Genomic DNA, 26,763 nt, shown 5'->3' with positions numbered 1-26,763 from the left:
GCGTAAGCGACTAATTTCCTGTAACGCTAGTTATGGCTAGGCGTCGTGCATTCGTCGTCTGAGCCCTGAGATCCGGCCGGCAACGAGGTTTTCCTCAGAGGCGATGTTTTTACGCTCTGCCTGAAGGAGACGGTTATGTCGCGCGAATCACGGACGCACCTCTCCACCGTTGCTGAGGTCCAGAGATGGCTCACGGAGAGGATCGCGGAGCGCTCGGGCGTGTCGCCAGGGTCGATCGAGCCCGGCGCGCGGTTCAGCGATTGTGGGCTCGACTCCGTCGCTGCGATGGGCCTGATCGCCGCGCTGGGGGAGGCCGTCGGGCGCCGGCTCCACCCCACGCTGATATGGGAGTGCCCGACGATCGAGCGGCTCTCTCGTCACGTGGCCGAGGGGCCGGGGCTATCGCCCGCTCCTCGGGGCGCGCGCCCGGGCGACGGGGCCCTCGCGGCGTCGAGCCCCGAGCCCATCGCCGTCATCGGCGTCGCCTGCCGGTTCCCGCAGGCGCCGGACCCGGACGCCTTCTGGCGGCTCCTGCGGGGCGGCGTGGACGCGACCTCCGACATCCCCCCGGGGCGGTGGGACGTCGACGCGCTCTACAGCGCCGATCGCGGCGCTCCCGGGAAGATGAGCGCGCGCCGCGGCGGGTTCCTCGACCGGGTGGATCTCTTCGACCCGCAGTTCTTCGACATCTCGCCGCGCGAGGCCGTCCAGATGGATCCCCAGCAACGGCTGATGCTGGAGCTCGCGTGGGAGTCGCTGGAGGACGCCGGCGTGCCCCCGCGATCGCTCGAGGGCAGCCAGACCGGCGTGTTCTTCGGCGCCATGTGGGGCGATTACGCGCGCGTGAACGGCGGCCACATCGACGCGATCGTCCAGCATACGGCCGCCGGGCAGGACCTCAGCATCCTCGCCGCCCGGGTCTCCTATGCGCTCGGCCTGGAGGGGCCGAGCCTGCACGTGAACACGGCCTGCTCCTCGTCGCTCGTCGCGGTCCACCTCGCGTGCCAGAGCCTGCGGCTCGGCGAGTGCGACCTCGCCCTCGCCGGGGGCGTGAACCTGATCGTCGCCCCCGAGAGCATGGTCGCCATCTCCAAGTTCGGGGCGCTCGCGCCCGACGGCCGCTCGAAGGCGTTCGACGCGCGCGCGAACGGGTACGCCCGCGGCGAGGGCGGCGGCGTGGTGGTGCTGAAGCCGCTCTCCCGCGCGATCGCGGCGGGCGACCCCATCTACTGCGTGATCCGCGGCAGCGCCGTCAACAACGACGGGCTCAGCAACGGGCTCTCCGCGCCGAACCCGAAGGCGCAGGAGGCCCTCCTCCGCGAGGCCTACGCGCGCGCGGGGGTGCGGCCGGAAGAGGTCGATTACGTCGAGGCGCACGGCACCGGCACCATCCTCGGGGACCCCATCGAGGCGAAGGCGCTCAGCGCCGTGCTGTGCGCGGATCGCCCGCCGGAGCGGCCGCTCCGGATCGGGTCGGTCAAGACGAACATCGGCCACCTCGAGGGCGCCGCGGGCGTGGCGGGGCTCATCCGCGTCGCGCTCTCGATGCGGCGCCTTGCGCTCCAGCCGAGCCTCCACTTCGAGCAGCCGAACCCGCACATCCCGTTCGACGAGCTGCGGCTCTCGGTGCAGCGCGCGACGGAGCCGTGGCCCGAGAAGGAGCGCGGGCCGGCGCTGGCCGGCGTCAGCTCCTTCGGCTTCGGCGGGACCAACTGCCACGTCGTGCTCGAGGCGCCCCGGCGCCGCGAGGTGCACCTTCTGCCGCTGTCCGCGCCGAGCGGCGAGGAGCTCGCGGCCCTCTGCCGGCGCGTCCATGCGCTCGTCACCGAGGGCGGCGAGGGCGGCGAGCGGCCCTCCGTGCAGGCGCTCTGCGGCGCGGCCGCGGCGCGGCTCGGCGGCGAGGAGCACCGGCTCGCGCTCACCGTCTCCTCCCACGGCGAGCTCGCCGCGCGCCTCGACGCCCTCCTGGCCGGGTGCGCGCAGCCGGGCGGCTCGATCGGCAGGGCGGCCGGCGCGCGGCCGAAAATCGCCTTCGTCTTCGGCGGGCACGGCTCGCAGTGGCTCGCCATGGGGCGCGAGCTCCTGCTCGAGGAGCCCGTCTTCCGGTCGACCCTCGAGCGGTGCGACGCGGCGATGCGGCCGCACGCGAGCTCCTCGCTGCTCGCCGCGCTGGCGGCGGGCGACGGGCGCCTGCTCGAGGAGGCCGACGTCGTCCAGCCGGCCATCTTCGCGATCCAGGTCGCGCTCGCGGCGCTGTGGCGCTCCTGGGGTATCGAGCCGGACGCGGTGGTGGGGCAGAGCATCGGCGAGGTCGCGGCGGCGTGCGTCGCCGGCGCGCTGACCCTCGAGGACGCCGCCGCGGTCATCTGCGCGATGGGCAGGCTCGTCCGGCAGCAGAGCGGCTCGGGCGCCGTGGCCGTCGTGGAGCTCTCCGCCGACGACGCGGCGCGCGCGCTCGCCGGGCACGAGGGCCGCCTCTTCCTCGCGGGGAGCAACAGCCCGGGATCCACGCTGATCTCGGGGGAGCCGGCGGCGCTCGAGGCGCTGCTCCAGGCGCTCGCCGATCGGGGGGTGACGGGCCGGCAGGTCCGGATGGATTACGCCTCGCACAGCCCGCACATGGACGCGCTGTGCCCCGAGCTCACGCGCGCCCTGCAGGGGATCGCGCCGCGCGGCGGCGGGGCGCCGATCTACTCGACGGTGACGGGGGCGCGGCTCGACGGCGCGGCGCACGGCGCCGCGTACTGGGCGCGCAACCTGCGGGAGCCGGTGCGCCTCGACGCCGCGCTCGATCGCCTGATCGACGATGGGTTCAGCGTCTTCCTCGAGCTCGATCCTCACCCCGTCCTCGCGCACGCCGTCGCGTCCACCCTGGCCCTGAAGGGGCGGAGCGGCGTCGCGCTGCCGTCGCTGCGGCGGGACGAGCCGGCCCGGGCGTGCCTGCTCGGCTCGCTCGGCGAGCTGTACATGCTCGGCGCGCCCGTCGCGTGGCGCCGGGTGGCTCCGCCCGCCGCGACGGACGCCCTGCCGGCGCCGCTCGTCACGGCGGGCGCCCTGCCGGCGCCGCTCGTCACGACGGACGCGGGCGAGCCCGCCGCGCCCGAGCTGCTCGTGCTCTCGGCGCGCTCCAGGCCCGCGCTCCTCGACCTGGCGCGCGCGACGGCGTCCCGGCTGCGCTCGCCGGAGAGCGCCTCGCTGCGCGACGTCTGCTACACGGCGAGCGTCCGGCGCAGCCACCTCGAGCACCGGCTGGCGGTCGTGGGCTGCTCGCACGAGGAGATGGCCGGCGCCCTCGACGACCTCGCGCGCGCCGGCGCCGCGCTGGGCGAGGCGCCGCCGGGGCAGCGCCCCTCGGTGGTGCTCGTGTTCTCGGGCCAGGGGTCGCAATGGCCGGGCATGGGGCGGGCGCTCCTCCGGCAGGAGCCCGTCTTCCGCGACGCGCTGGAGGCGTGCGACCGGCTGCTCGCGCCGCTCGCCGGCTGGTCGCTGCTGGAGGCGCTCGAGGCGCCGGAGGCCTCGTCGCGCCTGCAGGAGACGCAGGTCGCCCAGGCCGCGCTGTTCGCGGTGGAGGTCGCGCTCGCGGCGCTCCTCGGCTCGTGGGGGATCGCCGCGGACGCCGTGATCGGGCACAGCGTCGGGGAGATCGCGGCGGCGCACGTCGCCGGGGCGATCCCCCTCGAGGAGGCGGTGCGCATCGTCCACCACCGCGGGCGGATCATGCAGCGCGCGACCGGCCTGGGGAAAATGGCCTCGGTCCAGGCGTCCCCGGAGCAGGCGGCGCGCGCGCTCGAAGGCTACGAGGGGCGGCTCTCGATCGCCGCCGTCAACGACCCCGGCTCGGTCGTGCTGTCCGGCGAAGCGGCGGCGCTCGGCGAGGTGGTGGCGGAGCTCCGGCGCGCCGGGGTCGAGTGCCGCGAGCTGCCGGTGAACTACGCGTTCCACAGCCCGCAGATGGAGCCGTTCCGCGAGGAGCTCGCGGGCGCGCTCGGGGAGATCGCGCGGGGCCGCGCGGGCCGGACGCTGGTGAGCACCGTGACGGGCGAGGACATCGGCGGCGAGGCGCTCGACGCGTCGTACTGGGCGAGGAACGTCCGGGAGCCGGTGCAGCTCGCGCGCGCGATCGACGGCGCCGTGACCGCCGGGCATCGGATCTTCGTGGAGGTGGGGCCGCACCCGGTGCTCTCGGCCAACGTGCGGCGGTGCCTCGCGGCGCGCGGGGTCGACGGGCTTGTCGCCCCGACCTTGCGCCGGGGCCGCGACGCGCGGCGCTGCCTGCTCGAGTCGCTGGGCGCCCTCCACACGCGCGGGTGCCGGGTCGACTGGGCCCGGGTGGCTCCGGCGGGCGGGCGCTGCGTGTCCTTGCCGGGCTATCCGTGGCAGCGCAGGCGGTACTGGCTGGAGGCGCCCGCGGACGCGCGGCGCGAGGCGAAGGGCGCGCCCGCGGCGGCGCTCCCGTCGCTCCTCCGGTCGGCCGACGCGGCGGCGTTCGCGGCGCAGCTCGGGCTCTCGGCGGCGCTCTCGGCCGAGGAGCTCGGCGTCGTCGGCCGGGTGCTCGACGCGCTGCGGGCGAGGGCGGATCAGGCCCGCGCGGAGGCCGAGATCCAGCCGTGGCTCCACGAGCTCTCGTGGACGCCGGCGCCCCTCGCGCCGCGCCCGCGCCCGGCCGCGCCGGGGCACTGGGTCGCGCTCGTCGACGAGGGCGGCACCGGCGACAGGCTGGCCGACGCGCTCGAGGCCGCGGGCGCGACCTGCTCCCGGCTCCGCCTGGGGAGCGCCGCGGCGCGCGCGGCGGAGCCGGCGTGGACGGGCGATTCGACGCCCGAGGGCCTCGCGGCGTGGTGGGCGGAGCGCGCGGCCGAGCGCGGGCCCGTGCGCGGCGTGGTCCACCTGTGGAGCCTCGGCGGCGCGCCGGAGGGCGAGGGCTCGCTGGACGCCGCGCTCGCGCGGGGCGTCGAGAGCGCGCCGGCCTTGCTGCGCGCCGCCCTGCAGGCGGGGCAGGGCGAGCGGCCGCGGCTCTGGTTCGTGACCCGCGGGGCGGTGTCGGTGGGCGCGGGCGACCCGGTCACGGCGCCCGCGCAGGCGGCGCTCTGGGGTCTCGGCCGGACCCTTTCGCTCGAGCACCCGGAGGTCTGGGGAGGGCTCGTCGACCTGCCGCCTTCCCCCGGGGAGCACGACATCGCCGCGCTCGCCTCGCAGGTGCTGAGCCCCGACGGCGAGGACCACGTCGCGCTCCGGGCGTCGGGGCGGTACGTGGAGCGGCTCGTGCGCTGCGCCGGAGCGCCGGACGGCGCGCCGGCCTGGTCCACGTCGGGCACGGCGCTCATCACCGGGGGGCTCGGCGCGCTGGGCAGGCACGTCGCGCGGTGGGCGGCGCAGCGGGGCGCGCGGCACCTCGTGCTCACGAGCCGCAGGGGCGCGTCGGCCGACGACCGCGCGTTCCTCGCGTCGCTCGAGGCGCTCGGGGCGCGCGTGACCGTCGCGCAGGCCGACGTGGCCGACGCGGCGGCGATGGCCGCCGTGCTCGCGGACATCGACGCCCGGCTGCCGCCGCTCTCCGCGGTGTTTCATCTGGCGGGCGTCTCCGAGCAGACGCCGCTCTCGGCCCTCGACGGCGCGGGGCTCCGCCGGGTGCTCGCGCCGAAGGTCCACGGGACCGCGGCGCTCGACGCGCTGACGCGCGGCCGGCCCCTCGACGCGTTCGTCTGCTTCACGTCGATCGCCGCGGTGTGGGGCTCGGCGCGGCAGGCCGGCTACGCGGCGGCGAACGCGTTCCAGGACGCGCTCGTCCGCGCGCGCCGCGCCGCCGGGGTGCCCGCGGTCGCCGTGAGCTTCGGGCCGTGGCGCGGCGGCGGCATGGCGACCTCGGCGATCGCGTCGCTCGAGGAGCGCGGGGTGCGGGCCTTCGGCCCGGAGCAGGCCATGGCGGCCCTGTCCTTCTGCATGACCGCCGGGGCGGCGCAGGTGGTCGTGGCCGACGTCGACTGGCCGAGGTTCTGCGCGGTGATCGAGAGCAGCGGCCCCCGCCCGCTGCTCTCCGAGATGCCGCGCGCCACGGCGCCCGCGCCGGGCGACGCCGAAGGGCCTGCGCCCGCGCCGGGCGACGCCGCGCCCGCCCTCCTCGGCGAGCTCGCGGCGGCGCCGCCGCGGGAGCGGCGCCGGATGCTCCAGCGGCGGATCCAGGCCTCGGTCGCCGAGACGCTGGGGTTCGCCGAGGCCGACGAGGTGAGCCCGACCCGGGGCTTCTTCGAGCTCGGGATGGATTCGCTGATGGCCGTGGATCTGTGCCAGCGCCTGGGCCGCGCGCTCGGCCGGCCGCTGTCGTCGAGCGTGACGTTCAACCACCCGAACGTCGTCGCGATGACCGACTTCCTGCTCGAGGAGCTGTCGCCGAGCCTGCCGGGCGACGGCGCGCCGCCGGAGGCCGAGGAGCGCGTGGGCGGCGCGGGCGGCGCGGCGTCGAGCGGCGCCGGAGGGCGCGCCGCGATCGGCGACGAGCCGATCGCGATCGTGGGGATGGGGTGCCGCTTGCCGGGCGGCGTGGAGACCCCGGAGGAGTTCTGGCGGCTGCTCGAGCAGCGGGTCGACGCCGTGGCGCCGATCCCGGCGGACCGCTGGGACGCCGCGGCGTACTACGACCCCGATCCGGACGCGGCCGGCAAGATGTACGTCCGCGAGGGCGGCTTCCTGGCCGCGGCGCCCGATCGGTTCGACGCGCGCTTCTTCGGGATCGCGCCGCGCGAGGCGGTCCACCTCGATCCGCAGCACCGGCTGCTGCTCGAGGTCATCTGGGAGGCCATGGAGGACGCGGGCGTGGTGCCCGGCGAGCAGCCGCTGACGGGCGTCTTCGTCGGGATCGGGCCGAGCGACTACGGCATCCTGCAGCGGGCGCACGAGGATCTCGAGGCGCTGGACGCCTACACGCTCTCGGGGACGTTCACGAGCTTCTCCGCGGGCCGGCTCTCGCACGCGCTCGGGCTCGAGGGGCCGAGCATGGCCGTCGACACGGCGTGCTCGTCGTCGCTGACGGCGATCCACCTCGCCTGCCGGAGCCTGTGGGCCGGCGAGTGCCGGGTGGCGGTCGCGGGCGGGGTCCAGCTGATGCTGGCCCCGCACCTCAGCGTGTACCTGTCGCGCCTCCACGTGCTGGCGCCGGACGGGCGGTGCAAGACGTTCTCGGCGGACGCGGACGGGTACGGCCGCGGCGAGGGCTGCGGCATGGTCGTGCTGAAGCGCCTCTCGGACGCGGCGCGCGACGGCGACCGCATCCTGGCGGTGATCCGCGGCTCGGCGGTGAACAGCGACGGCCGCAGCGCCGGCATCACCGTGCCGAACGGCAAGGCGCAGGAGGCGGTGGTGCGCGCGGCGCTCTCGATCGCGGGGCTCTCGCCCGACGACATCGATTACGTCGAGGCGCACGGCACCGGGACGGCGCTCGGCGATCCCATCGAGGTCGAGGCGCTCGCGGCGGTCTACGGCGAGGGGAGGCCCGGGGGCCGGCCGCTCAAGATCGGGTCGGTGAAGACGAACATCGGCCACCTGGAGTCGGCGGCGGGGGTGGCCGGCGTGATGAAGGTGGTGCTGTCGCTGGGGCACGGGGCGCTGCCGGCGCAGCTGCACGCGCGCGCGCTCAACCCGCGCATCCCGTGGGCCGAGCTCCCGATCGAGGTGACGACGGCGGCCGAGCCGTGGCGCCGCGGGGAGCGGCCCCGCCGCGCGGGCGTGAGCTCGTTCGGGATGAGCGGGACCAATGCCCACCTCGTGCTGGAGGAGGCGCCGGAGGTCCCCGAGCCGCCCGCGCTCCCGGACGCCCCGCTCACGCTGCTGCCGCTGTCGGCGAGGTCCCCCCGGGCGCTCGCCGCCCTGGCCGAGGCCTACGAGCGCTTCCTCGGCGGCGCGCCGCCCGACGCGCGGCTCGCGGACATCGCGTACACGGCGAGCGTGCGGCGCCGCCACCACGAGTTCCGGCTCGCGGTGGTGGGCCGGTCCCGGGAGGAGCTCGCCGAGGCGCTCGGCGCGCACGCGCGGGGCGAAGCGCACCCCGGCGCGGCGAGCGGGCAGACGGTGCTCGGGTGGCAGCCCCAGGTGGTGTTCGTGTTCTCCGGGCAGGGCTCGCAGTGGGTGGGGATGGGCCGAGCGCTCCTCGCCGAGGAGCCTGCCTTCCGCGCGGCGCTCGAGGCGTGCGAGCCGCTCGTGCAGCGGCACGCGGGCTTCTCGCTGCTCGCCGAGCTCGCCGCCCCCGAGGCGACCTCGCGGCTGGACCAGACCGAGGTCGCCCAGCCGGCGATCTTCGCCGTGCAGGTGGCCCTGGCCGCGCTGTGGCGATCGCTCGGCGTCGCGCCCGACGCGGTGATCGGCCACAGCGTGGGCGAGGTCGCGGCCGCGCACGTCGCCGGCGTCCTCGGCCTGGACGAGGCGATCCGGCTCGTGACGATCCGCGGGCGGATCATGCAACGCGCCACGGGCCTCGGGAAGATGGCCTCCGTCGCGCTGTCCGAGGACGAGGCGGCGGCCGCGCTGGAGGGGCGCGCGGACCGCGTCTCGATCGCGGCGATCAACGACGCGCGCTCCGTGGTGCTCTCCGGCGACGCGGCCGCGCTCGAGGAGGTCCTCTCGGGCCTGCGCGCGAGGCAGGTGCCCTGCCGCATGCTGCGGGTCAACTACGCCTTCCACAGCCCGCAGATGGAGCCGCTCCAGCGGGACTTCCGGGGCGCGCTGGGCGACGTCGCGGCGGGCCGGCCGTCGATCGCGATGTACAGCACCGTGACGGGCGAGCGCCTCGATGGCGAGCCGCTCGACGCGGGGTACTGGGCGCGGAACATCCGCGAGCCCGTGCAGCTCTCCCGGGCGGTCTCCGCGGCGTGGGCGGACGGCCACGAGATCTTCCTGGAGGTCGGCCCCCACCCGGTGCTCCTGGCCAACCTCCAGCAGCTCCTGTCGGAGCGGGGCACGGGGGGGAAGGCGCTCCCCACGCTGCGGCGCGACCACGGCGAGCGGCGGAGCGTGCTGCAGGCGCTCGGGGCCCTCTATGCCCACGGCTACCCGGTGCGCTGGAGGCTGCAGTATCCGTCGGGCGGGCGCTGCGTCCCGCTGCCGGCGTACCCCTGGCAGCGGGAGCGGTACTGGATCGAGGGCGCCGCGCCCGCGCCCGCGCCCTCGTCGGCCGCCGAGGCGCCCGGGGTCGCGGACGAGCTGCTCTACGCCGTCGCCTGGCACCGCGGCGAGCCCGCGCGTTCGCCCGCGGCCTCGCGCCCGCCGCGCGGCGCGTGGCTCCTGCTCCTGGACCGGGCCGGCGCGGGCGAGGCGCTGGCCGCGCTCCTCGACCAGCGCGGCGACGCGTGCGTGCGCGTCGCGCGCGTCGGGGACGGGCGCTACGCGCGGCTAGGCCCCGGGCGCTACGAGGTGGACCCCTCGGACGGCGCCGCGCTGTCGGCGCTCCTCGACGACGCGTTCCCGGGCGACGCGGCGTGCCGGGGCGTCGTGCACCTCGTCGCCCTGGACGCCGCGGCGGCCGAGGCGACGACGCCGGAGACGATCGAGGGCGACCTGCGCCTCGCGGGCCTGAGCGCGCTGTCCCTGGCGCAGGCGCTCTCGCGCAGGGGGTGGCGCGACGCGCCGCAGCTCTGCCTCGTCACCCGCGGGGCGCAGGCCGTGGCCGAGCCGGCGCCGGTGTCCGTGGCGCAGGCGCCGCTCTGGGGCGTGGGCGGCGTGCTCTCGGCCGAGCACGCGGCGCTCCGGTGCAAGCGCGTCGACCTGAGCCCGACCCCCGCGGCCGGCGAGGCCGCCGCGCTGCTCCGGGAGCTCGACGCCGCCGATCGCGAGGACCGGATCGCGCTCCGCGGCGAGGCGCGGTACGTGGCGCGCCTCGCGCGCGGCGTCCCCGGGGCCCGCCCCGGCGCGGGCGAGAGCTTCCGCGCCGACGGCGGTTACCTGGTCGCCGGAGGCCTCGAGGGGTTCGGCCTCTCGCTCGCGCGGTGGATGGTGGACAGGGGCGCCCGCCGCCTCCTGCTCACCGGCGCGGGCGGCGCCGCGGAGGCGGCGCGGGGCGCGATCGCCGCGATGGAAGCGGCGGGCGCTCAGGTGATCGCGGCCGAGGTCGACGTGGCCGACCCGGCGCGCGCGGCCGAGGTGGTGGCGGCGATCGAGCAGCGGTTCGGCGCGCTCCTGGGGGTCGTCCACGCGCCGCCGGCCGCGGGCGGCGCCGGGCCGGAGCGCGACGCGCATGGCTCCCTCGCCGCGGCCGCCTCACGGGCGCGCGGGGCGTGGACCCTGCACGAGGCGACCGCGGGCAGGCCGCTCGATCTCTTCCTCCTGCACGCCTCGGCGATGCCGCTCCTCGGCGCTCCCGGCGACGCCGCCGCCGCCGCGGCCGACGCGTTCGTCGGCGCGCTCGCGCACCACCGGCGCTCCCTGGGGCTGCCCGCGCTGACCGTCGACTGGGGCCTCTTCGCCGAGGAGACCGCCGCGGAGGCGCGCCACGGCGCCGCGGCGCGCCTCTCGCGCGGGGGCGCGGGGCTCCTCACCGAGGCGGACGCGCTGGCCGCGCTGGAGCGCCTGCTCCGGGCAGGCGTGGCTCAGGCCGGCGCGCTGCGGTTCGACCTGCGCCGGTGGCTCGAGTTCTACCCGACCGCCGCCGCGTCGCCCTTCTGGGAGCAGCTGCGCCGCGAGGGCGATCGCGCGAAGCCGCGCGCCCCCGAGGTCTCGCGCCTGCGGGCGGCGCTCGACGGCGCGGCGCCCGAGGAGCGGCCCGCGCTGGTCGAGGGCTTCGTCCGGGAGGTCGCGGCCCGCGTCCTGCGGCTCGATCCGGGCTCCATCGACCGGCACGTCCCGCTGAACGATCTCGGCATCAACTCGCTGATGAGCCTGGAGCTGCGCAACGGCCTGGAGGCCGGCCTGGGGCTCTCGCTGCCGTCGACCTTGCTCTGGACCTACCCCCACGTCGCCGGGCTCTCGGCGTACCTCGTCGAGCAGCTCGGCGCCGGCGCCCAGCCCGCGCCGCCCGCGCCAGCGCCGGCGCAGCCCGCGCCTTCGCAGCCCGCGGCGGCGCCGGAGGACGAGCCGATCGCCGTCGTCGGCCTCGCCTGCCGGCTGCCCGGCGGCGGCGACGATCCCGAGGCGTTCTGGCGCGCGCTGGAGGACGGCGTCGACGCCATCCAGCGGATCCCCGCGGCCCGGTGGCCCGACGACGCGATCCCCGACGGCCCGCCGGGGACGCGCTGGGCCGGGCTGCTGGACAGCGTCGACGGGTTCGACGCCCGCTTCTTCGGGATCTCGCCGCGCGAGGCCATGAGCCTCGATCCGCAGCAGCGCCTCCTCCTCGAGGTGGCCTGGGAGGCGTTCGAGGACGCGGGGCAGCCGGCCGATCGGCTCCTCCGCAGCCGCACCGGCGTGTTCGTCGGCATGGCGGCCCAGGACTACCACCACCGCGTCGTCGCGCTCGACCCCCGGCAGCTCGACGTCTACTGCGCGACCGGCACCTGGGCGAGCACCGCCGCCGGGCGCCTGTCCTACGTGTTCGGGCTCGAGGGGCCGAGCATGACCGTGGACACGGCGTGCTCCTCCTCGCTGGTCGCGATCCACCTCGCCTGCCAGAGCCTCCGGAGCGGCGAGAGCGACATGGCGCTCGCGGGGGGCGTCAGCCTCATCCTCTCCCCGCTGACGATGTGCCTGATGGGCCAGACCAACGCGCTCTCGCCCGACGGCCGGTGCAAGACGTTCGACGCCGCCGCGAACGGGTACGTGCGGGCCGAGGGCTGCGGCATGGTCGTGCTCAAGCGGCTCTCGGACGCGCAGCGGGACGGCGACCGGATCTGGGCGCTGGTCCGGGGCTCGGCCGTCAACCAGGACGGGCGCTCGTCGGGGATGACGGCGCCGAACGTGCTCTCGCAGCAGGCGCTGCTGCGGCAGGCGCTGGCGAGCGCCCGCGTCTCGCCGTCCCAGGTGGGCTACGTCGAGGCGCACGGCACCGGCACCTCGCTCGGCGATCCGATCGAGCTCACGGCCCTGAAAGAGGTGCTGGGCGGGCCGCGGCCCGACGGGCTGCCCTGCTGGATCGGCTCGGTGAAGACGAACATCGGCCACCTGGAGGCGGCGGCGGGGGTGGCGGGGTTCATCAAGGTCGTGCTCTCGCTGCGCCACGAGCTGATCCCGAGGCACCTGCACTTCCAGACGCTGAACCCGCGGATCTCGCTCGAGGGAACGCCGTTCGCCGTCCCGGCGGCGCCGCTGCCGTGGCCGTCCGGCGGCGCGCCGCGGATCGCGGGGGTGAGCTCCTTCGGGATCAGCGGCACCAACGCGCACGTCGTGCTGCAAGAGCCGCCCGCCGCGCCCGCGCCCGCGCCGGAAGGCCGCGCGTCCGTCGTGCTGCTCTCCCTCTCCGCGCGGAGCCCGGCCGCGCTCTCGGCCCTGGCCGAGGCGTACCGGCGCTTCCTGGAGGACCCCTCCGGAGCCCCCGCGGACCTCGCCGACGTCGCGTACACCGCGAGCGTTCGGCGCGTCCATCACGAGCACCGGCTGGCCGTCGCCGGCGGCTCGCGGCAGGAGCTCGCCGCGCTGCTCGCGGCCTGCGGGCGGGGCGAGGAGGCCGCCGGCGTCGCCCGCGGCGAGGCGCGCGCGGGGGCGCGGCCCCGGGTCGTGTTCGTGTTCCCGGGCCAGGGCTCGCAGTGGACAGGGATGGGGCGGCAGCTCCTCGCCGAGGAGCCGATCTTCCGCGAGGCCCTGGCCGCGTGCGACGCGGCGATCGCGCGGGAGGCGGGGTGGTCGCTGCTCGAGGAGCTCCACGCGGACGAGGAGCGCTCGCGCCTCGCGGAGATCGACGTCGTCCAGCCGGCGCTCTTCGCGATCGGCGTGGCCCTGTCCGCGCTCTTCCGCTCGTGGGGCGTGGAGCCCGACGCCGTGGTCGGGCACAGCATGGGCGAGGTGGCGGCGGCGCACGTCGCGGGCGCGCTGACGCTGGACGACGCCGCGCGCGTCATCTGCCGCCGGAGCAAGCTCCTGCGGCGGATCAGCGGCGCGGGGGCGATGGCGCTCGTGGAGCTGCCCATGGAGCAGGCGCGGCAGCTGACGTCCGGGTACGCGGGCCGCGTGTCCGTGGCGGTGAGCAACAGCGAGCGGTCGACGGTGCTGTCCGGCGAGCCCCTCGCGCTCGACGAGATCCTCGCAGATCTCGCGCAACGCGGCGTGTTCTGCCGCCGCGTCAAGGTCGACGTCGCGTCGCACAGCCCGCAGGTGGAGCCGCTCCTCGACGAGCTGCGGGCGGCGCTCGAGGGGCTCGCGCCGGGGGCGGCGCGGGTGCCCATGCGCTCGACCGTGAGCGGCGAGATCTGCCGCGGCGACGAGCTCGGGCCGGAGTACTGGGCGCGGAACCTGCGGGATCCGGTGCTGTTCTCGGGCGCCGTGCAGCGGCTCGCGGACGAGGGGCCCGCGCTCTTCCTCGAGATGAGCCCGCACCCGATCCTCGCGCCCGCCGTCGAGGAAGGGCTGCGCGCGAAGGCGCCCGGGGGCGCGGCGCTCCCGTCGATGCGGCGGGAGCGGGACGAGAAGCGATGCCTGCTCGAGGCGCTCGGGGCGCTCTACGCCCGCGGCTACCCGGTGGACTGGACGCGCCAGCACCCGTCCGGGGGCCGCTGCGTCTCCTTGCCGGCGTACCCCTTCCAGCGGGAGCGCTACTGGATCGACGAGGCCCCGCGGGCGCCGTTGCCCGAGGGGCGCCCCGCGGCGCCGGACGACGACGACGAGCTGCTGTACGCCGTCGCGTGGGAGCGCCGCGCGCCCATGCCCGCGCACGGCGACGGCCGCCGCTCCCGCCGTGGCGCCTGGCTCGTGCTCGCGGACCGGACCGGGACCGGCGCCGAGCTCGCCGAGCTCCTGCGCGAGCGGGGCGACGCCTGCGTCGTCGCCGTGGCGGGCGAGGTCACGGCGCGCCACGGGGCCGGGCTCTACGAGCTCGACCCGCGAGACCCGATGGCGTTCCGGTTCCTGCTCGAGGACGCGTTCGGCGGCGGCCCGGCGTGCCGGGGCGTCGTGCACCTGTGGAGCCTGGACGCGCAGGCCGCGGACGGCGTCACCCTGGAGACGCTGGAGCGGGACCAGCGCCTCGGGACGCTGAGCGCGATGTTCCTCGCGCAGGCGCTCGTGCGCAGGGCGTGGCGCGACGCGCCGCGGCTGTGGCTCGTGACCCGCGGCGCGCAGGCCGTGGCGGAGGCCGCACCGGTGTCTGTGTCGCAGGCGCCGCTCCTCGGCTTCGGCCGCGTGCTCGCCTCGGAGCACCCGGAGCTCCGGTGCACGCGCGTGGATCTCGCCCCGGCGCGCGCGCCGGAGGACGTCGCCTCGCTCGCGCGGGAGCTCGACGCCACGGACGACGAGGATCACATCGCGCTCCGGGCGGGCGAGCGCTACGTCGCGCGGATGGCGCGCGCCGGTCTACGGGAGCGGCGCGCCGGCGGCGTCGCGCTGCGGCCGGACGGCGCCTACCTCATCGTCGGCGGGCTCGGGGGGCTCGGGCTCTCGCTCGCGCGCTGGATGGTGGACCGGGGCGCGCGCCACCTCGTGCTCGCGGGCCGCAGCGGCGCGTCCGACGAGGCGCGGCGCGCGATCGGCGCGCTCGAGGCGCGGGGCGCGCGCGTGATCGCGGCCCAGGCGGACGCGTCGCGCCGCGAGCAGGTCGCCGAGCTCCTCGCGGCGATCGACCGCCGCGGGCCGCCGCTCCGCGGGGTCGTGCACGCGGCCATGGTCATCGCCGACAGCACCGTGATGGAGCAGAGCGCCGAGCGCTTCTGGAGGACCATGGCCCCGAAGATGCACGGCGCGTGGAACCTCCACGAGCTGACCGCGGGCAGGCCGCTCGACTTCTTCGTGATGTACTCGTCGGTGGCCTCGCTGCTCGGCGCGCCGGGCAACGGGAACTACACCGCGGCGAGCGTGTTCCTCGACGCCCTCGCGCACCACCGGCGCGCGCTCGGGCTGCCCGCGCTGAGCATCGACTGGGGGCTCTTCTCCGACGTGGGCATCGCGGTCCGGCAGGCCGACGTCATGGGCCGCGTCGGCGACCGCGGCATGGACACCCTCACCGAGGCGGACGGGCTGCGGATGCTCGAGCGCCTGCTCGCGGCGGACGTGCCCCAGATCGGGGTCGTCCGGTTCAACGTGCACCGGTGGCTCGAGTCCTACCCGAGCGCCGCGCGGTGGCGCTACTGGGACCGGCTCACGCGCGAGCGCCCCCGCGCCGCGCCGAGGTCGTCGGACATCGTCCGGGTCCGCGAGGCGCTGGAGCGGGAGCTGCCCGAGGAGCGCCGGTTCCGCCTGCAAGGGCACCTCCGGGAGCAGCTCGGCCGCGTGCTCCGCGTGGAGCCGGCCGCGATCGGCCCGCTCGAGGTGTTCGCCAGCCTCGGCATGGACTCGCTGACGAGCCTCGAGTTCCGCAACCGCCTCGAGTCCAGCCTCGGCCTCAGCCTCTCGGCGACGCTGCTGTTCACGTACCCGACCATCGCGTCGCTCGCCGACCACCTGCTCGCCGAGATCGAGGAGGCCGACGCCCCGGCGGAGGAGGTGACCCAGCGGACCTTCGCCGGCTCGCTCGGCGATCTCGACGGAGCTGCGTTGCTGAGCCTCCTCGACGAGGAGCTCACGCTGGCCAGCGGGAGGAAATCGCTATGAGCGCGCCGGTGACGGATTACGAGGCTCGTTTGCGGCAAGCGATCGCCACCATCCGGGAGCTCCGGGCCGAGCGGGACGCCCTCGCGCGCGCCAGGTCCGAGCCGATCGCCGTCATCGGCATGGCGTGCCGGTTCCCGGGCGGCGCGTCCACGCCGGAGGCCTACTGGCGGCTGCTCGAGGACGGCGTGGACGCGGTCACCGAGATCCCCGCCGAGCGGTGGCGCCTCGAGCCCATCCCGGACGAGGCCCCGGATCCGCGGGCGCGCGCGACCCGCTGGGGCGCCTTCCTCCGGGACGTGGACCAGTTCGACGCGCGCTTCTTCGGCATCTCGCCCCGGGAGGCGACGGCCATGGATCCGCAGCAGCGCCTGCTGCTCGAGGTGGCCTGGGAGGCCCTGGAGCGCGGCGGGCAGGTCCCGGAGCGGCTCGCCGGGACGAGCGCGGGCGTCTTCCTGGGCATGAGCACCAACGACTACGCCCACCTGTGCGGCGCGTTCGAGCCCGGCGCGCAGGACATCCACGCCATGACGGGCAACTTCTTCTCGTTCCCCGCGGGCAGGCTCTCGTACACGCTCGGCCTCCAGGGGCCGAGCCTGACCGTCGACACCGCGTGCTCGTCGTCGCTCGTGGCGATCCACCTCGCTTGCCAGAGCCTGCGGAGCGGCGACTGCTCGCTCGCCCTCGCGGGCGGCGTCAACCTCCTCCTGTCGCCGGTGATGATGCGGCTCATCGCGACGACCGGGGCGCTCTCGCCGGACGGCCGGTGCAAGGTCTTCGACGCGGAGGCGAGCGGCTTCGTCCGCGGCGAGGGGTGCGGGCTCGTGCTCCTGAAGCGGCTCTCCGACGCGCAGGCCGACGGCGATCCCATCTGCGCCGTCATCCGCGGATCGGCGGTCAACCAGGACGGCCGCTCCACGGGGATGACGGCCCCGAACGTCCTCTCGCAGCAATCGATGCTGAAGAAGGCCCTGGAGAGCGCCGGCGTGCAGCCCTCGGAGATCGGCTACGTGGAGACGCACGGCACCGGCACGTCGCTCGGCGATCCGATCGAGATCGAGGCGCTCGCGCAGGTCGTGGGCAGGCCGCGCGCGGGCGCCGGGTGCGTCCTCGGGGCGGTGAAGACCAACATCGGCCACCTCGAGGCGGCCGCCGGCGTGGCGGGGCTGATCAAGGCCGTGCTCGCCCTCCAGCACGGCGCCATCCCGGCGAACCTCCACTTCCGGGCCCTCAACCCGCGCATCCGGCTGGAGGGCACGTCGCTCTCCATCCCCACGCGCAAGCTCGCGTGGAAGCGGGGCGGCGCCGCCCGCCTCGCCGGCGTGAGCGCGTTCGGCCTGAGCGGGACCAACGCGCACGTGATCCTGGAGGAGGCGCCGCCGAGCACCGCCGCCTCCGCGGGCGAGGCGAAGGTCGTGCTCTTGCCCCTCTCGGCGAGGTCCCCGGAGGCGCTCGTCGCGGCGGCGCGGGCGATGCGCGATCTCCTGCGCGAGCCCGTCACCGACGCGTCCCCGCGCCTCGCGGACATCGCCTACACGGCGAGCGTCCGGCGGAGCCACCACAGCCACCGCCTGGCCGTGGTGGGGAGCTCCCGGGAGGAGCTCGCGGCGTCGCTCGACGCCTGCGCCGAGGGGCAGGCGCCCCCCGGGGCGACCCGGGGCGTCGCGGAGCCGGGCGCGCGGGCCAGCGTGGTCTTCGTATTCCCGGGGCAGGGATCGCAGTGGGCCGGCATGCACCGGGAGCTGTTCGCGGAGGAGCCGAGCTACCGCGCCGCGCTCGAGGCCTGCGACGCGCTCGTGCGGCGCCACGCCGGCTGGTCGCTCCTCGACGAGCTCGAGGCGCCCGAGGCGACCTCGCGCCTCCAGGAGACCGAGGTGGCGCAGCCGGCGCTCCTCGCCGTCCAGGTGGCGATGGCCGAGCTCTGGCGATCGCTGGACGTCCGGCCCGGCGCGGTCATCGGGCACAGCGTCGGCGAGATCGCGGCCGCGCACGCCGCGGGCGTCCTGAGCCTGGAGGAGGCCGTCCGGCTGGTGGTGCTGCGCGGGCGCCTGATGCAGCGGACGAAGGGCCTCGGAAAGATGGCCCTCGTCGGCGTGCCCGCCGACGAGGCGGCGCGCCTCCTCGAGGGCGCGGGCGATCGCCTCACCATCGCGGCCATCAACGATCCGCGCTCGGCCGTGCTGGCGGGCGACGAGGAGGCGCTCTCGGACGTCCTGCGCCGCCTGCGCGGGGAGGGGGTGGACTGCCGCCTGCTCCCGGTGAGCCACGCGTTCCACAGCGCGCAGATGGCGCCGCTCGACCGCGAGCTCGAGCTCGCGCTCTCCGGGCTCGCGCCGCGGAGGGCGGCGCTGCCCCTGTTCAGCACGGTGACCGGCGCGCCCGCCGCCGGGGGCGAGCTCGACCCGGCGTACTGGGCGAGGAACATGAGGGAGCCGGTGCGGTTCGCGGGCGCCGTCGACGCGGCGCTGGCCGCGGGGTACCGGATCTTCCTCGAGGTCGGCCCGCACCCCGTCCTCGCCGGTCACCTCCAGCAGTGCTTCTCCGCGCGGGGCGCGGACGCGCGCGCCGCCTCCTCGCTCCGGCGAGGGCTCCCGGCGCGGCGGTGCCTGCTGGTGTCCCTCGGGGCGCTCCACGCGCACGGCCACGCCGTCGCGTGGCATCGCCTCTATCCGGCGGGAGGGCGCTGCGTCCCGCTGCCGACGTACGCCTGGCAGCGGACGCGGCACTGGATCGCGCGCGAGCGGCCGGAGGCGCCGGCCGCCCCGGCAGCGCCGCGCCCGTCGGGCGACGCGCCCGCGTCCGCGCCCGAGCCGGCGAGCGGGCCGGCGCCGGACGCGCTGATCGAGCGCCTCCGGGCGGCCACGGCCGACGAGCGCCGGCGGCTGCTGGAGGCGTGGCTGCAGACCGCCGTGGCGCAGACGCTGGGCCTGGACGGCCCCGATCCGGTCGCGCCGGGCGTGAGCCTGCTCGACCTCGGGCTCGACTCGCTGATGAGCCTGGAGCTCCGGGATCGGCTGGAGCAGGGCCTCAAGGTCAAGCTGCCGCTCAACCTGCTGCTCGAGCATCCGACGGTCGCGGCGCTCGCCGAGCGCGCGCTCGACGCGCTGCGCTTGCCCGCGCGCCCCAACGGCGAGCACGGCGGGCGCCGCGAGCGCGCGCGCGAGGGCGGAGGAGCGCCGCGGCGGTCGCCGCTCGTCGCGATCCAGCCCGGCGGCGAGGGATCGCCGTTCTTCTGTGTCCACCCGTTCGGCGGGCCGGTGCTCTGCTACACGGAGCTCGCTCGCCACCTCGGGACGGAGCGGCCCTTCTACGGCCTCCAGGCGGTCGGGCTGGACGACGGCGCCGCGCCCGACGACCGCATCGAGGACATGGCCGCGCGCTACCTCGAGGCCATCCGGACCGTGAGGCCGGCGGGCCCCTACCTGCTCGGCGGCTGGTCGCTCGGCGGGCTCGTCGCGTTCGCGATGGCCCACGAGCTCGCGAGGTCCGGCGAGCGCGTCGCGCTCCTGGCCATGATCGACGGCTACATCTCGAGCCCGAGCTCCCCCGAGCGCCGGCTGTGGCAGCTCGTCGAGTCCGCGAGGATGGCCCGCCCCGAGATGGCGGTCGACGAGCTCCGCCGGCTCGACGAGGGCGAGCTGACGGCGCTCGTCCTCGGCGCGGCGCGCGGCGTGGCGCCGGGCTTCGCCGAGGCGGTCCAGCGGCTCGGGGCGGCGCACGGGCGAGCCGCCCGCTCCTACGTCATGCCCTGTTACGGGGGTCGCGTCGTCTATTTCCGGGCGGCGCAGCAGCCGCCGCCCGGCCCCTTCGGTCCCGTGACGGAGCCCTACGGGACTCTCTATCAGCCCATGGCCGGGATCTCGTCACAACCCATCGAGATCCATGAAGTCCCGGGATCTCACCACACGATGCTTCGGGAGCCTCACGTCAGGGTCCTGGCAGAGCGGCTCAGGGAGCGCTTGCTCGCCGCGGACGTCCGCCCCCGCTAGGCGAGCGGGGCAGTTCGGCCTGCAGAGGGCAGATCGGAGCACATTGGACGCCGCTGTGAGCCTTTGCCCGGCGTCTGCTCGGGTGTGCAGCTGCGCCGCCGTTCCTGGTGTGTCTGCAATGAAACGCTACACGCCCCGATCGAATTACGATAGGAGATCAGGGGGCAACCTGGGCGGAGCAGCCGCTCTGGTGCGCCGCGGCTGGTCTCGTTCGAGCGGTCAGCCGGCGTGAGGAGGACAGGGATGGAGAACAGCACGGCGGTAACCTTCTCGTCGGGCAGAATCTGGCTTGACGACGCGAACGGGATTGTGCGGGTCGAGTTCGCGCCCGGGACGCATCAAACGCTCCAGATCGCCCGGGAGGTCATCGCAGGTATCAACTCGATCACCAGCGGCGCGCGCCGGCCGGCGCTCGTCGATCTCACCAAGGTGAAGGCGATCGATCGCGACGCCCGGTCCTTCTACGGAGGCCCAGAGTCGATGGCGAGCTGGCCTGCGCTGGCGATGCTGACCGACTCGCCCTTGAGCACGACGATCGCGAACATCTGGCTGGCCGTCTACAGCGCGATCAACGGGAAGCGGGCCAACCCGTCCAAGATCTTCTCCGACGAGGCGGCCGCGCTCGAGTGGCTGAAGGGGTTCCGCTCGTGAGCGAGGGAGAGCCGTCAACCGAATCTCGCGTTGCCGAGCTCTGCTCGATCCTCCTCGGGGCGACTCCGGCGCTGGGCGAGGCCTCGGGCGAGGCCAGCTTCGACCTGGCGAAGCGCGCCGCCGAGGCGCTGGTGCAGGAGGTGATCGAGCGGCGGGCGAGGGAGGAGCGGCTGGAGCGCCGGCTCAACGACAACATGGTGATGCTCAACTCCATCGTGTCGTTCGACTTCACGAAGCGGGCGGAGGTCAGCGATCGAGGCGACGCCTGGGACGCGCTCGCGCTCGGCCTGAACATGGTGGCCGAGGAGCTCGCCTCCAGGGTGGTGTCCAAGGAGTACGTCGACAACATCCTCCAGTCGATGAGCGACCTGCTCGTCGTCGTGGACAAGGCGGGCTCCATCACCAGCGTGAACGCCGCGGCGTGCCGCCTGTCGGCCTACGCCGCCGAGGAGCTCCTCGGCGCGCCCGCCAGCAGCATCTTTCCGGGCGCGTTCCCCTGCGTCATGGGCGACGACGAGAGCAGCGTCCTCCTGGAGGAGACGGCGTTCCAGAAGAAGACGGGGGAGATCGTCCCTGTCTCCCTCTCGACCTCCGTCATCTCCGGCGGCCTCGGGGAGAGCCAGGGGCTCGTCTGTGTCGCGCGCGATCTCACCGAGCGCAAGCGCCTCGAGGAGGAGGAGCGCCAGCGCCTCGAGCAGGTGGTGCAGACCCAGGCGCTCCTGCTCGAGGAGCTCTCGACGCCGCTCATGCCGATCGCGGATCAGATCCTGGCCATGCCGGTGATCGGCTCCGTGGACGATCGCCGCTCGACCCAGATCATGGAGACGCTGCTCAACGGCGTCGTGGCGCGCGAGGCGCGGATCGTCATCATCGACATCACCGGCGTGCGGAAGATCGACGCGCGGGCGGTGCAGGGCATCGTCAACGCGGTGAAGGCGGTGAAGCTCCTCGGCGCCCAGGTGGTGCTGACCGGCATCCGGCCGGAGGTCGCGGTGGCGCTCATGGAGCTCGAGTTCAATCTCGGCGGCATTTACACGTTCGGCTCGCTGCAGACCGGCATCGGATACGCCATGAAGCAGCTCCAGAAGCCGAAGCCGGCTTGACCTGAGAGGCCACGAGTCCGCGCCGGCGAGCCCGGCATCGTCCTTGCCCGCGTCGGGCTCGCCGCGCCTCCGGGGAGGCGCGCTCCGAAAGGGGAACACGATGCCCAGGACGTCCCTTCACATTTCCGTCGTCCCGCTCCTCCTGGCCCTCGCCGGCGGCTGCTCCAGCGAGGGCCCGCCCCGGTCCGACGCCGGCGGTGCGCCGTCGGAGCAGCCGCCGTTGCCGTCATCGCCGTCGCCGTCATCGCCGCTCGGGCCCGAGCAGCAGGCGGAGCTCGGCGCGCTGCTCGAGGAGCGGGAGTCCTCGGCGCGCATGACCGCCGCGGACTTCGCCTCGAAGTACCGCGTCGACTTCGCGTCGGGCCTCTCGTATGCGCCCGCGGACGCCGACAACCTGTCCCTGATCCAGGGCTCCACGCTCGGGCTCGACGAGGACGAGCTCGCGAAGCTGTCCGCGAACGGCTTCGTCATCTCGGAGAAGAAGACCTTCCCGACCTTCGTTTATGGTTACGAGAGCATCTACGCGCTCGACCTGCCGCTCTACGTGTCCGCCGACTCCATCCTGTACGCGGTCCACCGCTCCTACGACGCGATCCTGAAGGCCGTGGAGCTCGCCTCGCTGTCCTCCGAGCTCGGGACGATGCTCGAGGAGATGCGCGCGCGGCTCGCCGCGGGCGCGGGCGGCGAGCTCGGCGCCGAGGCGCGCGCCGACGCCGACCTGTTCACGGCCGTGGCGCTCGCGCTCCTGAACGACACGCCCGTCGCGCCCGTCGCGGGCGCCGACGCGGCGAAGATCGACGAGCTCGTGGCGGGCGCCAAGGCCCACCAGGGCGCGGGCGAGGTGCGCCTCTTCGGCGTCGACCGGCTCATGGACTTCTCCCAGTTCGAGCCGCGCGGCCACTACACCGGCATGCCCGCGCTCGAGCGCTACTTCCGCAGCATGATGTGGCTCGGCCGCGTGGACTTCCGCTTCCTCGAGACCCAGGAGAACGGCGAGCAGGTCTTTCACCGGCGGCAGCTCGAGGGCGCGTATGCGCTGCGCGCCCTCGCCGAGGGGAAGACCCTCGACCGTTACACGCGCATCGACGACGCGATCCAGGCCTTCGTCGGCGAGAGCGACTACATGACGCTCCCCGAGCTCGACGCCCTGCTCGCGGACCTCGGCCTCGACGATGTCGCCGGCCTCGCCGACGTCCCGGACGACACGATCGTCGCGGTCGTCGGGAAGAAGGGCTACGGGACGCAGCGGATCTCGAGCCACATCATGATCAACGGCCTCGACAAGGGCACCCTGCCCCTGTCGGCGAGCTTCGCGCTGCTGGGCCAGCGGTATGTCGTCGACTCGCACGTCTTCTCGAACGTGGTCTACGACCGGGTGCAGGGCGGCGCCGTCAAGCGCATGATGCCGAGCCCGCTCGACGTGGGCTTCGCCGCGCTCGGCAACGACCACGCGGGCCTCTTGCTCGCGCCCGAGCTCGGGCAGTTCTCCTACGCGCCCGACCTGCACATGATGCGCGTGCTCGTCGACGCGCACCCGGCCGACTTCTGGGGCAAGAACCTCTACAACCGCTGGCTCGGCGCGCTGCGCGAGCTCTCGCCGTCGCGGGCGCTCGCCGAGGCCGAGGGGCTGCCCGGGGTGGCGAAGACCGAGGCGTGGGGCCGGCGCCTGCTGAACACGCAGCTCGCTTCCTGGGCCGAGCTCCGGCACGACACCATCCTTTACGCCAAGCAGTCGTATACGGGCGGCACCACGTGCGAGTTCCCGGACGCCTACGTCGACCCGTACCCGGCGTTCTACGCGCGCATCGCCGAGCTGGCCGAGCATGGCGGCAGGGTCGTCGAGTCGCTCGATCTGTCCAGCGATCCCCGGCTTGCGGCGTCGTTGCCCGCGTATTTCGCGAAGCTGCACGGCGTCGCGCGGACGCTCGGCGAGATGGCCGCGAACGAGCGCGCCGGGGTGCCCCTCACGCAGGAGCACCTCGACTTCATCAACCAGGCCGTCAAGATCCAGTGGGGCTGCGGATCTCCCTTCGGCGCCGAGGGCTGGTACGCGCAGCTCTTCTTCGACGTGGCCAAGAGCGTCGAGCAGGACCCGACGATCGCCGACGTGCACACCCAGCCGACCGACGAGCTCGGGGCGATGGTCGGCCGCGTGCTGCACGTGGGCACTGGCCTGCCGCGGCTCATGGTCGTCACCGCGGATCCGTGCGGCACGCCGCGCGCGTACGTGGGGCTCGCGTCGTCGTACTTCGAGAAGATCACCGGGAATTTCGAGCGCATGACCGACGAGCAGTGGGCCGGCGAGATCGGGGGGGCGAACCCCGACGACGTCGCCTGGATGAAGGACCTCGTCGCCCGCTGATCGGCGCGGCCCGGGGCCACGCGGGCGAGAGCTGGCCTTCCGGGACTGTGTGCCGTGGTGTGCCGGCCGAGGCGCCGGTGCGGCAGCGGGATCACGGGCTGCCGTGGATGTCCTCGCCGAGGCGCCGCGCGTCGAGGGCGTGCCTCTCTCGGCGTGCTGCGCGGGCTCCGCGGTTGAACCTCGGGCTGGAGTGAAATTTTACATCAGAGTCCGCTCGCGACAGGCTCGGGTTTGAACTTCAATTCATCTGAGGCTTCGGACAGCCGCCGGGGGTGTGCTCAATTTCAAGCAGTCGGCCGGTTGCAGCCTTGTACATCCATAGGTTCCTGGAGCTCGGACCTCAGCGCCGCCCCACCTGGGGTCACAGCCCCACCCATCGGCAACGTGGGCGAACGCCTCGACACATAAGCTGCCGAGCTTGCGAAGATCCTCGAGGGCATCGCGCTTGCGCCTTCGAAGCTGCGGCGAGAGGTCCGCCTCGCCGAGGCTGCATCATCCCCAGCCCCCTGATCTCACCTATCGTTCGCGCGCTGCCGGGCAGCGCATGCGCTGCATTCCGGCGAGAGCCACTTCTTTTCATTTAACAAGCCTCTTCAAAAAGCAAGAAGTCACGAGTGCTCAGCGCCTCGTGAGCAAGCCGCTCGAAGAGCAGATTCATGACCTGAAGGACAAGCTGGCGCGCGCCGCGCACGAGCGGGACGAGTACCGCAAGCTCTACGAACTCGCCAGCATCGAGCTGGAGCGGCTTCGTCGGCACATCTTCGGCCAGAAGGCCGAGCACGTCGACCCCGGGCAGATGCAGCTCGCCTTCGACGCGATCGTGCAGATGCTCGCGGGCGCAGCGCCACCCGACGCTGGTGCCGTGACTGCGCCGGAAGGCGATGGCGATGGCGTCGGGGGCTCTCCTGGAGGCGGCGGCAAGGAACGAAGAGTCACCCCGCATGGCCGGCAGAAGCTGCCCGGCTCCTCTCGTGCCCGCTCGGGTCCGACCGGGCCTTAGGCAGGCGCCGCCCCGCGCCCAGCATCGTCGACCCCGGCGAGAGCCGCAACTGGCCACGACCATGGCGAGGGGTGGGCGGTTACGGCCTAACGGCTACTTGGCCGCGATGCTCGCCAGGGCCTGTGCGATGCGCGGCGGCGCGTTGGGGCGGGCGTACATTCGCTCCATATAAGAGAGAAGTCCGGGACAATCGCCCAGCAGCTTGGCCTCGTTGCCCCAGTCGAGCGTGTAGGCGAGCACGAAGTCGGCGATGGTGACGCTGTCGCCCACGACGAACTGGCGGCCCCGCATGTGCTCCTCGAGCACCATGGCCATCGCTTTGAACTCGCGGCTGGCGAGGTCGATGTCGGCGGGCAGGCGCAGCGCCTCGGGGTAGAGCGAGCGGTGCCGGGCGATGCGCCAGAGCGGCTGCTCGAGCTCGGTCACGGTGAACAAGAGCCAGCGGTTGAGCTCGGTCCGCTGCCGTAGATCGGTCGGCAAAAGGTGCTTTTGTGGGTACTTCTCTGCGAGATAAAGCACGATCGCCACCGACTCGGTGACCACGAGGTCTCCGTCGACGAGCACAGGCACCTTGCCGGCGGGGTTGATCTTGCGAAATTCGGGCCGATTGTGCTCGCCCCCCCTGAGGTCGACGCTGATCGCTTCGAAGTCGACCCCCAGCTCCTGCAGCGTCCAGCGGACACGGATCGATCGGGTCGGCGCAAATTCGTAAAATTTCATCGTCGGCGCTCCTGTCGAGGTCGGTGCCCCATCCTTCGAGGCACGCTCCCCCTTGAGACCGGGCCGGCGGCGAAAACTGTTCGGTCGCCCGAGACTTTTTTCGAGCCCTCCGCGCGCCCCAGGGCCTGTGCCGAGGACCCCGGCGAGGCGGGGGTGTTCGAGATGCCCGCCCCTCAGCCGGGTAGCCGCGCCGGCGCGCCGTAGCGCTCGAACGCGCCCGCCGGTAACAAGAAGGTGTAGATGGCCGCCACCGCCCCGGGCGAGAGCGACGGCACCTGGAGCAGCAACGGGCGGAAGGCGCCGTCGTCTTCGCGCCGGTAGGCCACGAAGGCCGGCGCCCCGTTGGCGCGCACGGGCAGAAGGCGCAGCCGGCCCGCCGCGCCGCAAGACTTGTGCGCGGCGAAGCTCACGATGGCGTCGCGCCCCGCGTACCAGGTCGGCGTGGGCGGCATGGTCAAGAAGGCGTCCTCGCGCAACACGGCCGCGAGCAGCGTCAGATCGTTGGCCTCCCAGGCTCGCACGTAGCGCGCGAGCAGCTCGGCCGCCTCGCCCTCGGGCGGCTGCCAGGGCGCCTCGCGCGCGAGCGGGGCCTCGGCCTCGAGCGTCGCCCGGGCGCGCGAAAGCAGGCTGTTGGCCGCCGAGGTCGTCACGTCGAGCAGCGACGCGGTCTCCTCGGCCGACCAGCCGAGCACGTCACGCATGAGCAGCACCGCGCGCTGCCGCGGCGGCAAGAGCTGAATGGCCGCGAGAAACGCGAGCGCCACGCCCTCGCGCCGGCTCAAGCGGGCCTCGGGCCCGACCGCCTCTTCGACCGACCAGGCTTCAGGGCAGGGCTCGAGCCACCAGGGCTCGGGCGAGGGCGGCAAAGGCGGCACCGTCGGGTCGGAAGGCCCGCTCGCCTCGGGCAAGAGCGCCCGCGGCTTGCGCCGGGAGGCCAGGTCGAGGCAGACGTTGGTCACGATCTTGTAGAGCCACGCCTTGCGCGTGCCGCGCCCCTCGAAGCCGTCGAACGCCCGCCACGCCCGCACGAACCCCTCTTGCAGCGCGTCTTCGGCGTCGTGCAGCGAGCCCAGGATGCGATAGCAATGCAGGCGCAGCTGCGGGCCGAGCTCGGCGGCCAGGCGCTCGAAGGCCTCGCGGTCGTCGGCGGGCGCGGCGCCGGGCTTCTCGGCCCCGCCGAGCGGCGCCGGCGCGGGGTCGTGGTCGCTCATGCGCTGTCTATAGCGACCGCCCCGGGGGGCGCCAGCGCCGGGGGCGAGCGCAGAGGCTCCGGACGGCCATCATGACGGG

8 protein-coding genes are annotated in these 26,763 nt (G+C 74.9%); 6 read left to right on the top strand and 2 right to left on the bottom strand.

The genetic code is table 11. The annotated features are described in order from the left end of the window. The first annotated feature begins 135 nt into the window (after positions 1-135). The 6 genes from WME83_RS38810 (at position 136) to WME83_RS38785 (ending at position 24,753) form a co-directional block, all read left to right on the top strand. The gene (locus WME83_RS38810) at positions 136-15,651 is read left to right on the top strand and encodes an SDR family NAD(P)-dependent oxidoreductase (protein ID WP_437314739.1); all 15,516 of its coding nucleotides are present in this window, start codon (positions 136-138) and stop codon (positions 15,649-15,651) included. Continuing rightward, complete coding sequence (locus WME83_RS38805; protein ID WP_437314738.1) at positions 15,648-19,637, top strand: type I polyketide synthase; 3,990 nt, start codon at positions 15,648-15,650, stop codon at positions 19,635-19,637. Before WME83_RS38810 ends, WME83_RS38805 begins: the two co-directional genes overlap by 4 nt. Positions 19,638-19,880: 243 nt before the next feature. Next, complete coding sequence (locus WME83_RS38800) at positions 19,881-20,288, top strand: DUF7793 family protein (protein ID WP_437314737.1); 408 nt, start codon at positions 19,881-19,883, stop codon at positions 20,286-20,288. Further along, positions 20,264-21,391 (top strand): PAS domain S-box protein, encoded by a 1,128-nt coding sequence (locus WME83_RS38795; protein WP_437314736.1) that lies wholly within the window; start codon positions 20,264-20,266, stop codon positions 21,389-21,391. The genes WME83_RS38800 and WME83_RS38795 overlap by 25 nt, the downstream gene beginning before the upstream one ends. Before the next feature lie 100 nt (positions 21,392-21,491). Beyond that, entirely contained in the window at positions 21,492-23,753 is a 2,262-nt protein-coding gene (locus tag WME83_RS38790) for a DUF3160 domain-containing protein (RefSeq protein ID WP_437314735.1), read from the top strand. A 628-nt stretch (positions 23,754-24,381) separates the two neighbouring features. After that, on the top strand, positions 24,382-24,753 hold the full coding sequence (locus WME83_RS38785; RefSeq protein ID WP_437314734.1) for a hypothetical protein: 372 nt from the start codon (positions 24,382-24,384) through the stop codon (positions 24,751-24,753). 93 nt (positions 24,754-24,846) lie between these two features. On the opposite strand, the gene WME83_RS38780 is transcribed toward WME83_RS38785, so the two are convergent. Both WME83_RS38780 and WME83_RS38775 read right to left on the bottom strand, forming a co-directional pair. Beyond that, the gene (locus WME83_RS38780) at positions 24,847-25,473 is read right to left on the bottom strand and encodes a glutathione S-transferase family protein (RefSeq protein ID WP_437314733.1); all 627 of its coding nucleotides are present in this window, start codon (positions 25,471-25,473) and stop codon (positions 24,847-24,849) included. A gap of 173 nt (positions 25,474-25,646) precedes the next feature. Beyond that, positions 25,647-26,684, bottom strand: a complete 1,038-nt coding sequence (locus tag WME83_RS38775; protein ID WP_437314732.1) for an RNA polymerase subunit sigma-70 — start codon at positions 26,682-26,684, stop codon at positions 25,647-25,649. Between the last annotated feature and the right edge of the window lie 79 nt (positions 26,685-26,763).

The organism is Sorangium sp. So ce385, assembly GCF_051474135.1.
Classification (GTDB): domain Bacteria; phylum Myxococcota_A; class Polyangia; order Polyangiales; family Polyangiaceae; genus Sorangium; species Sorangium cellulosum_D.
Note: the sequence above shows the minus strand (reverse complement) of the source record. Positions and strands in the feature narration are given on the sequence as shown.

Excerpts from the sequence above, each read along its gene's own strand:
- WME83_RS38810 (WP_437314739.1), top strand. The coding sequence starts at position 136 with ATGTCGCGCGAATCACGGACGCACCTCTCCACCGTTGCTGAGGTCCAG.
- WME83_RS38805 (WP_437314738.1), top strand. The coding sequence starts at position 15,648 with ATGAGCGCGCCGGTGACGGATTACGAGGCTCGTTTGCGGCAAGCGATC.
- WME83_RS38800 (WP_437314737.1), top strand. The coding sequence starts at position 19,881 with ATGGAGAACAGCACGGCGGTAACCTTCTCGTCGGGCAGAATCTGGCTT.
- WME83_RS38790 (WP_437314735.1), top strand. The coding sequence starts at position 21,492 with ATGCCCAGGACGTCCCTTCACATTTCCGTCGTCCCGCTCCTCCTGGCC.
- WME83_RS38780 (WP_437314733.1), bottom strand. The coding sequence starts at position 25,473 with ATGAAATTTTACGAATTTGCGCCGACCCGATCGATCCGTGTCCGCTGG.
- WME83_RS38775 (WP_437314732.1), bottom strand. The coding sequence starts at position 26,684 with ATGAGCGACCACGACCCCGCGCCGGCGCCGCTCGGCGGGGCCGAGAAG.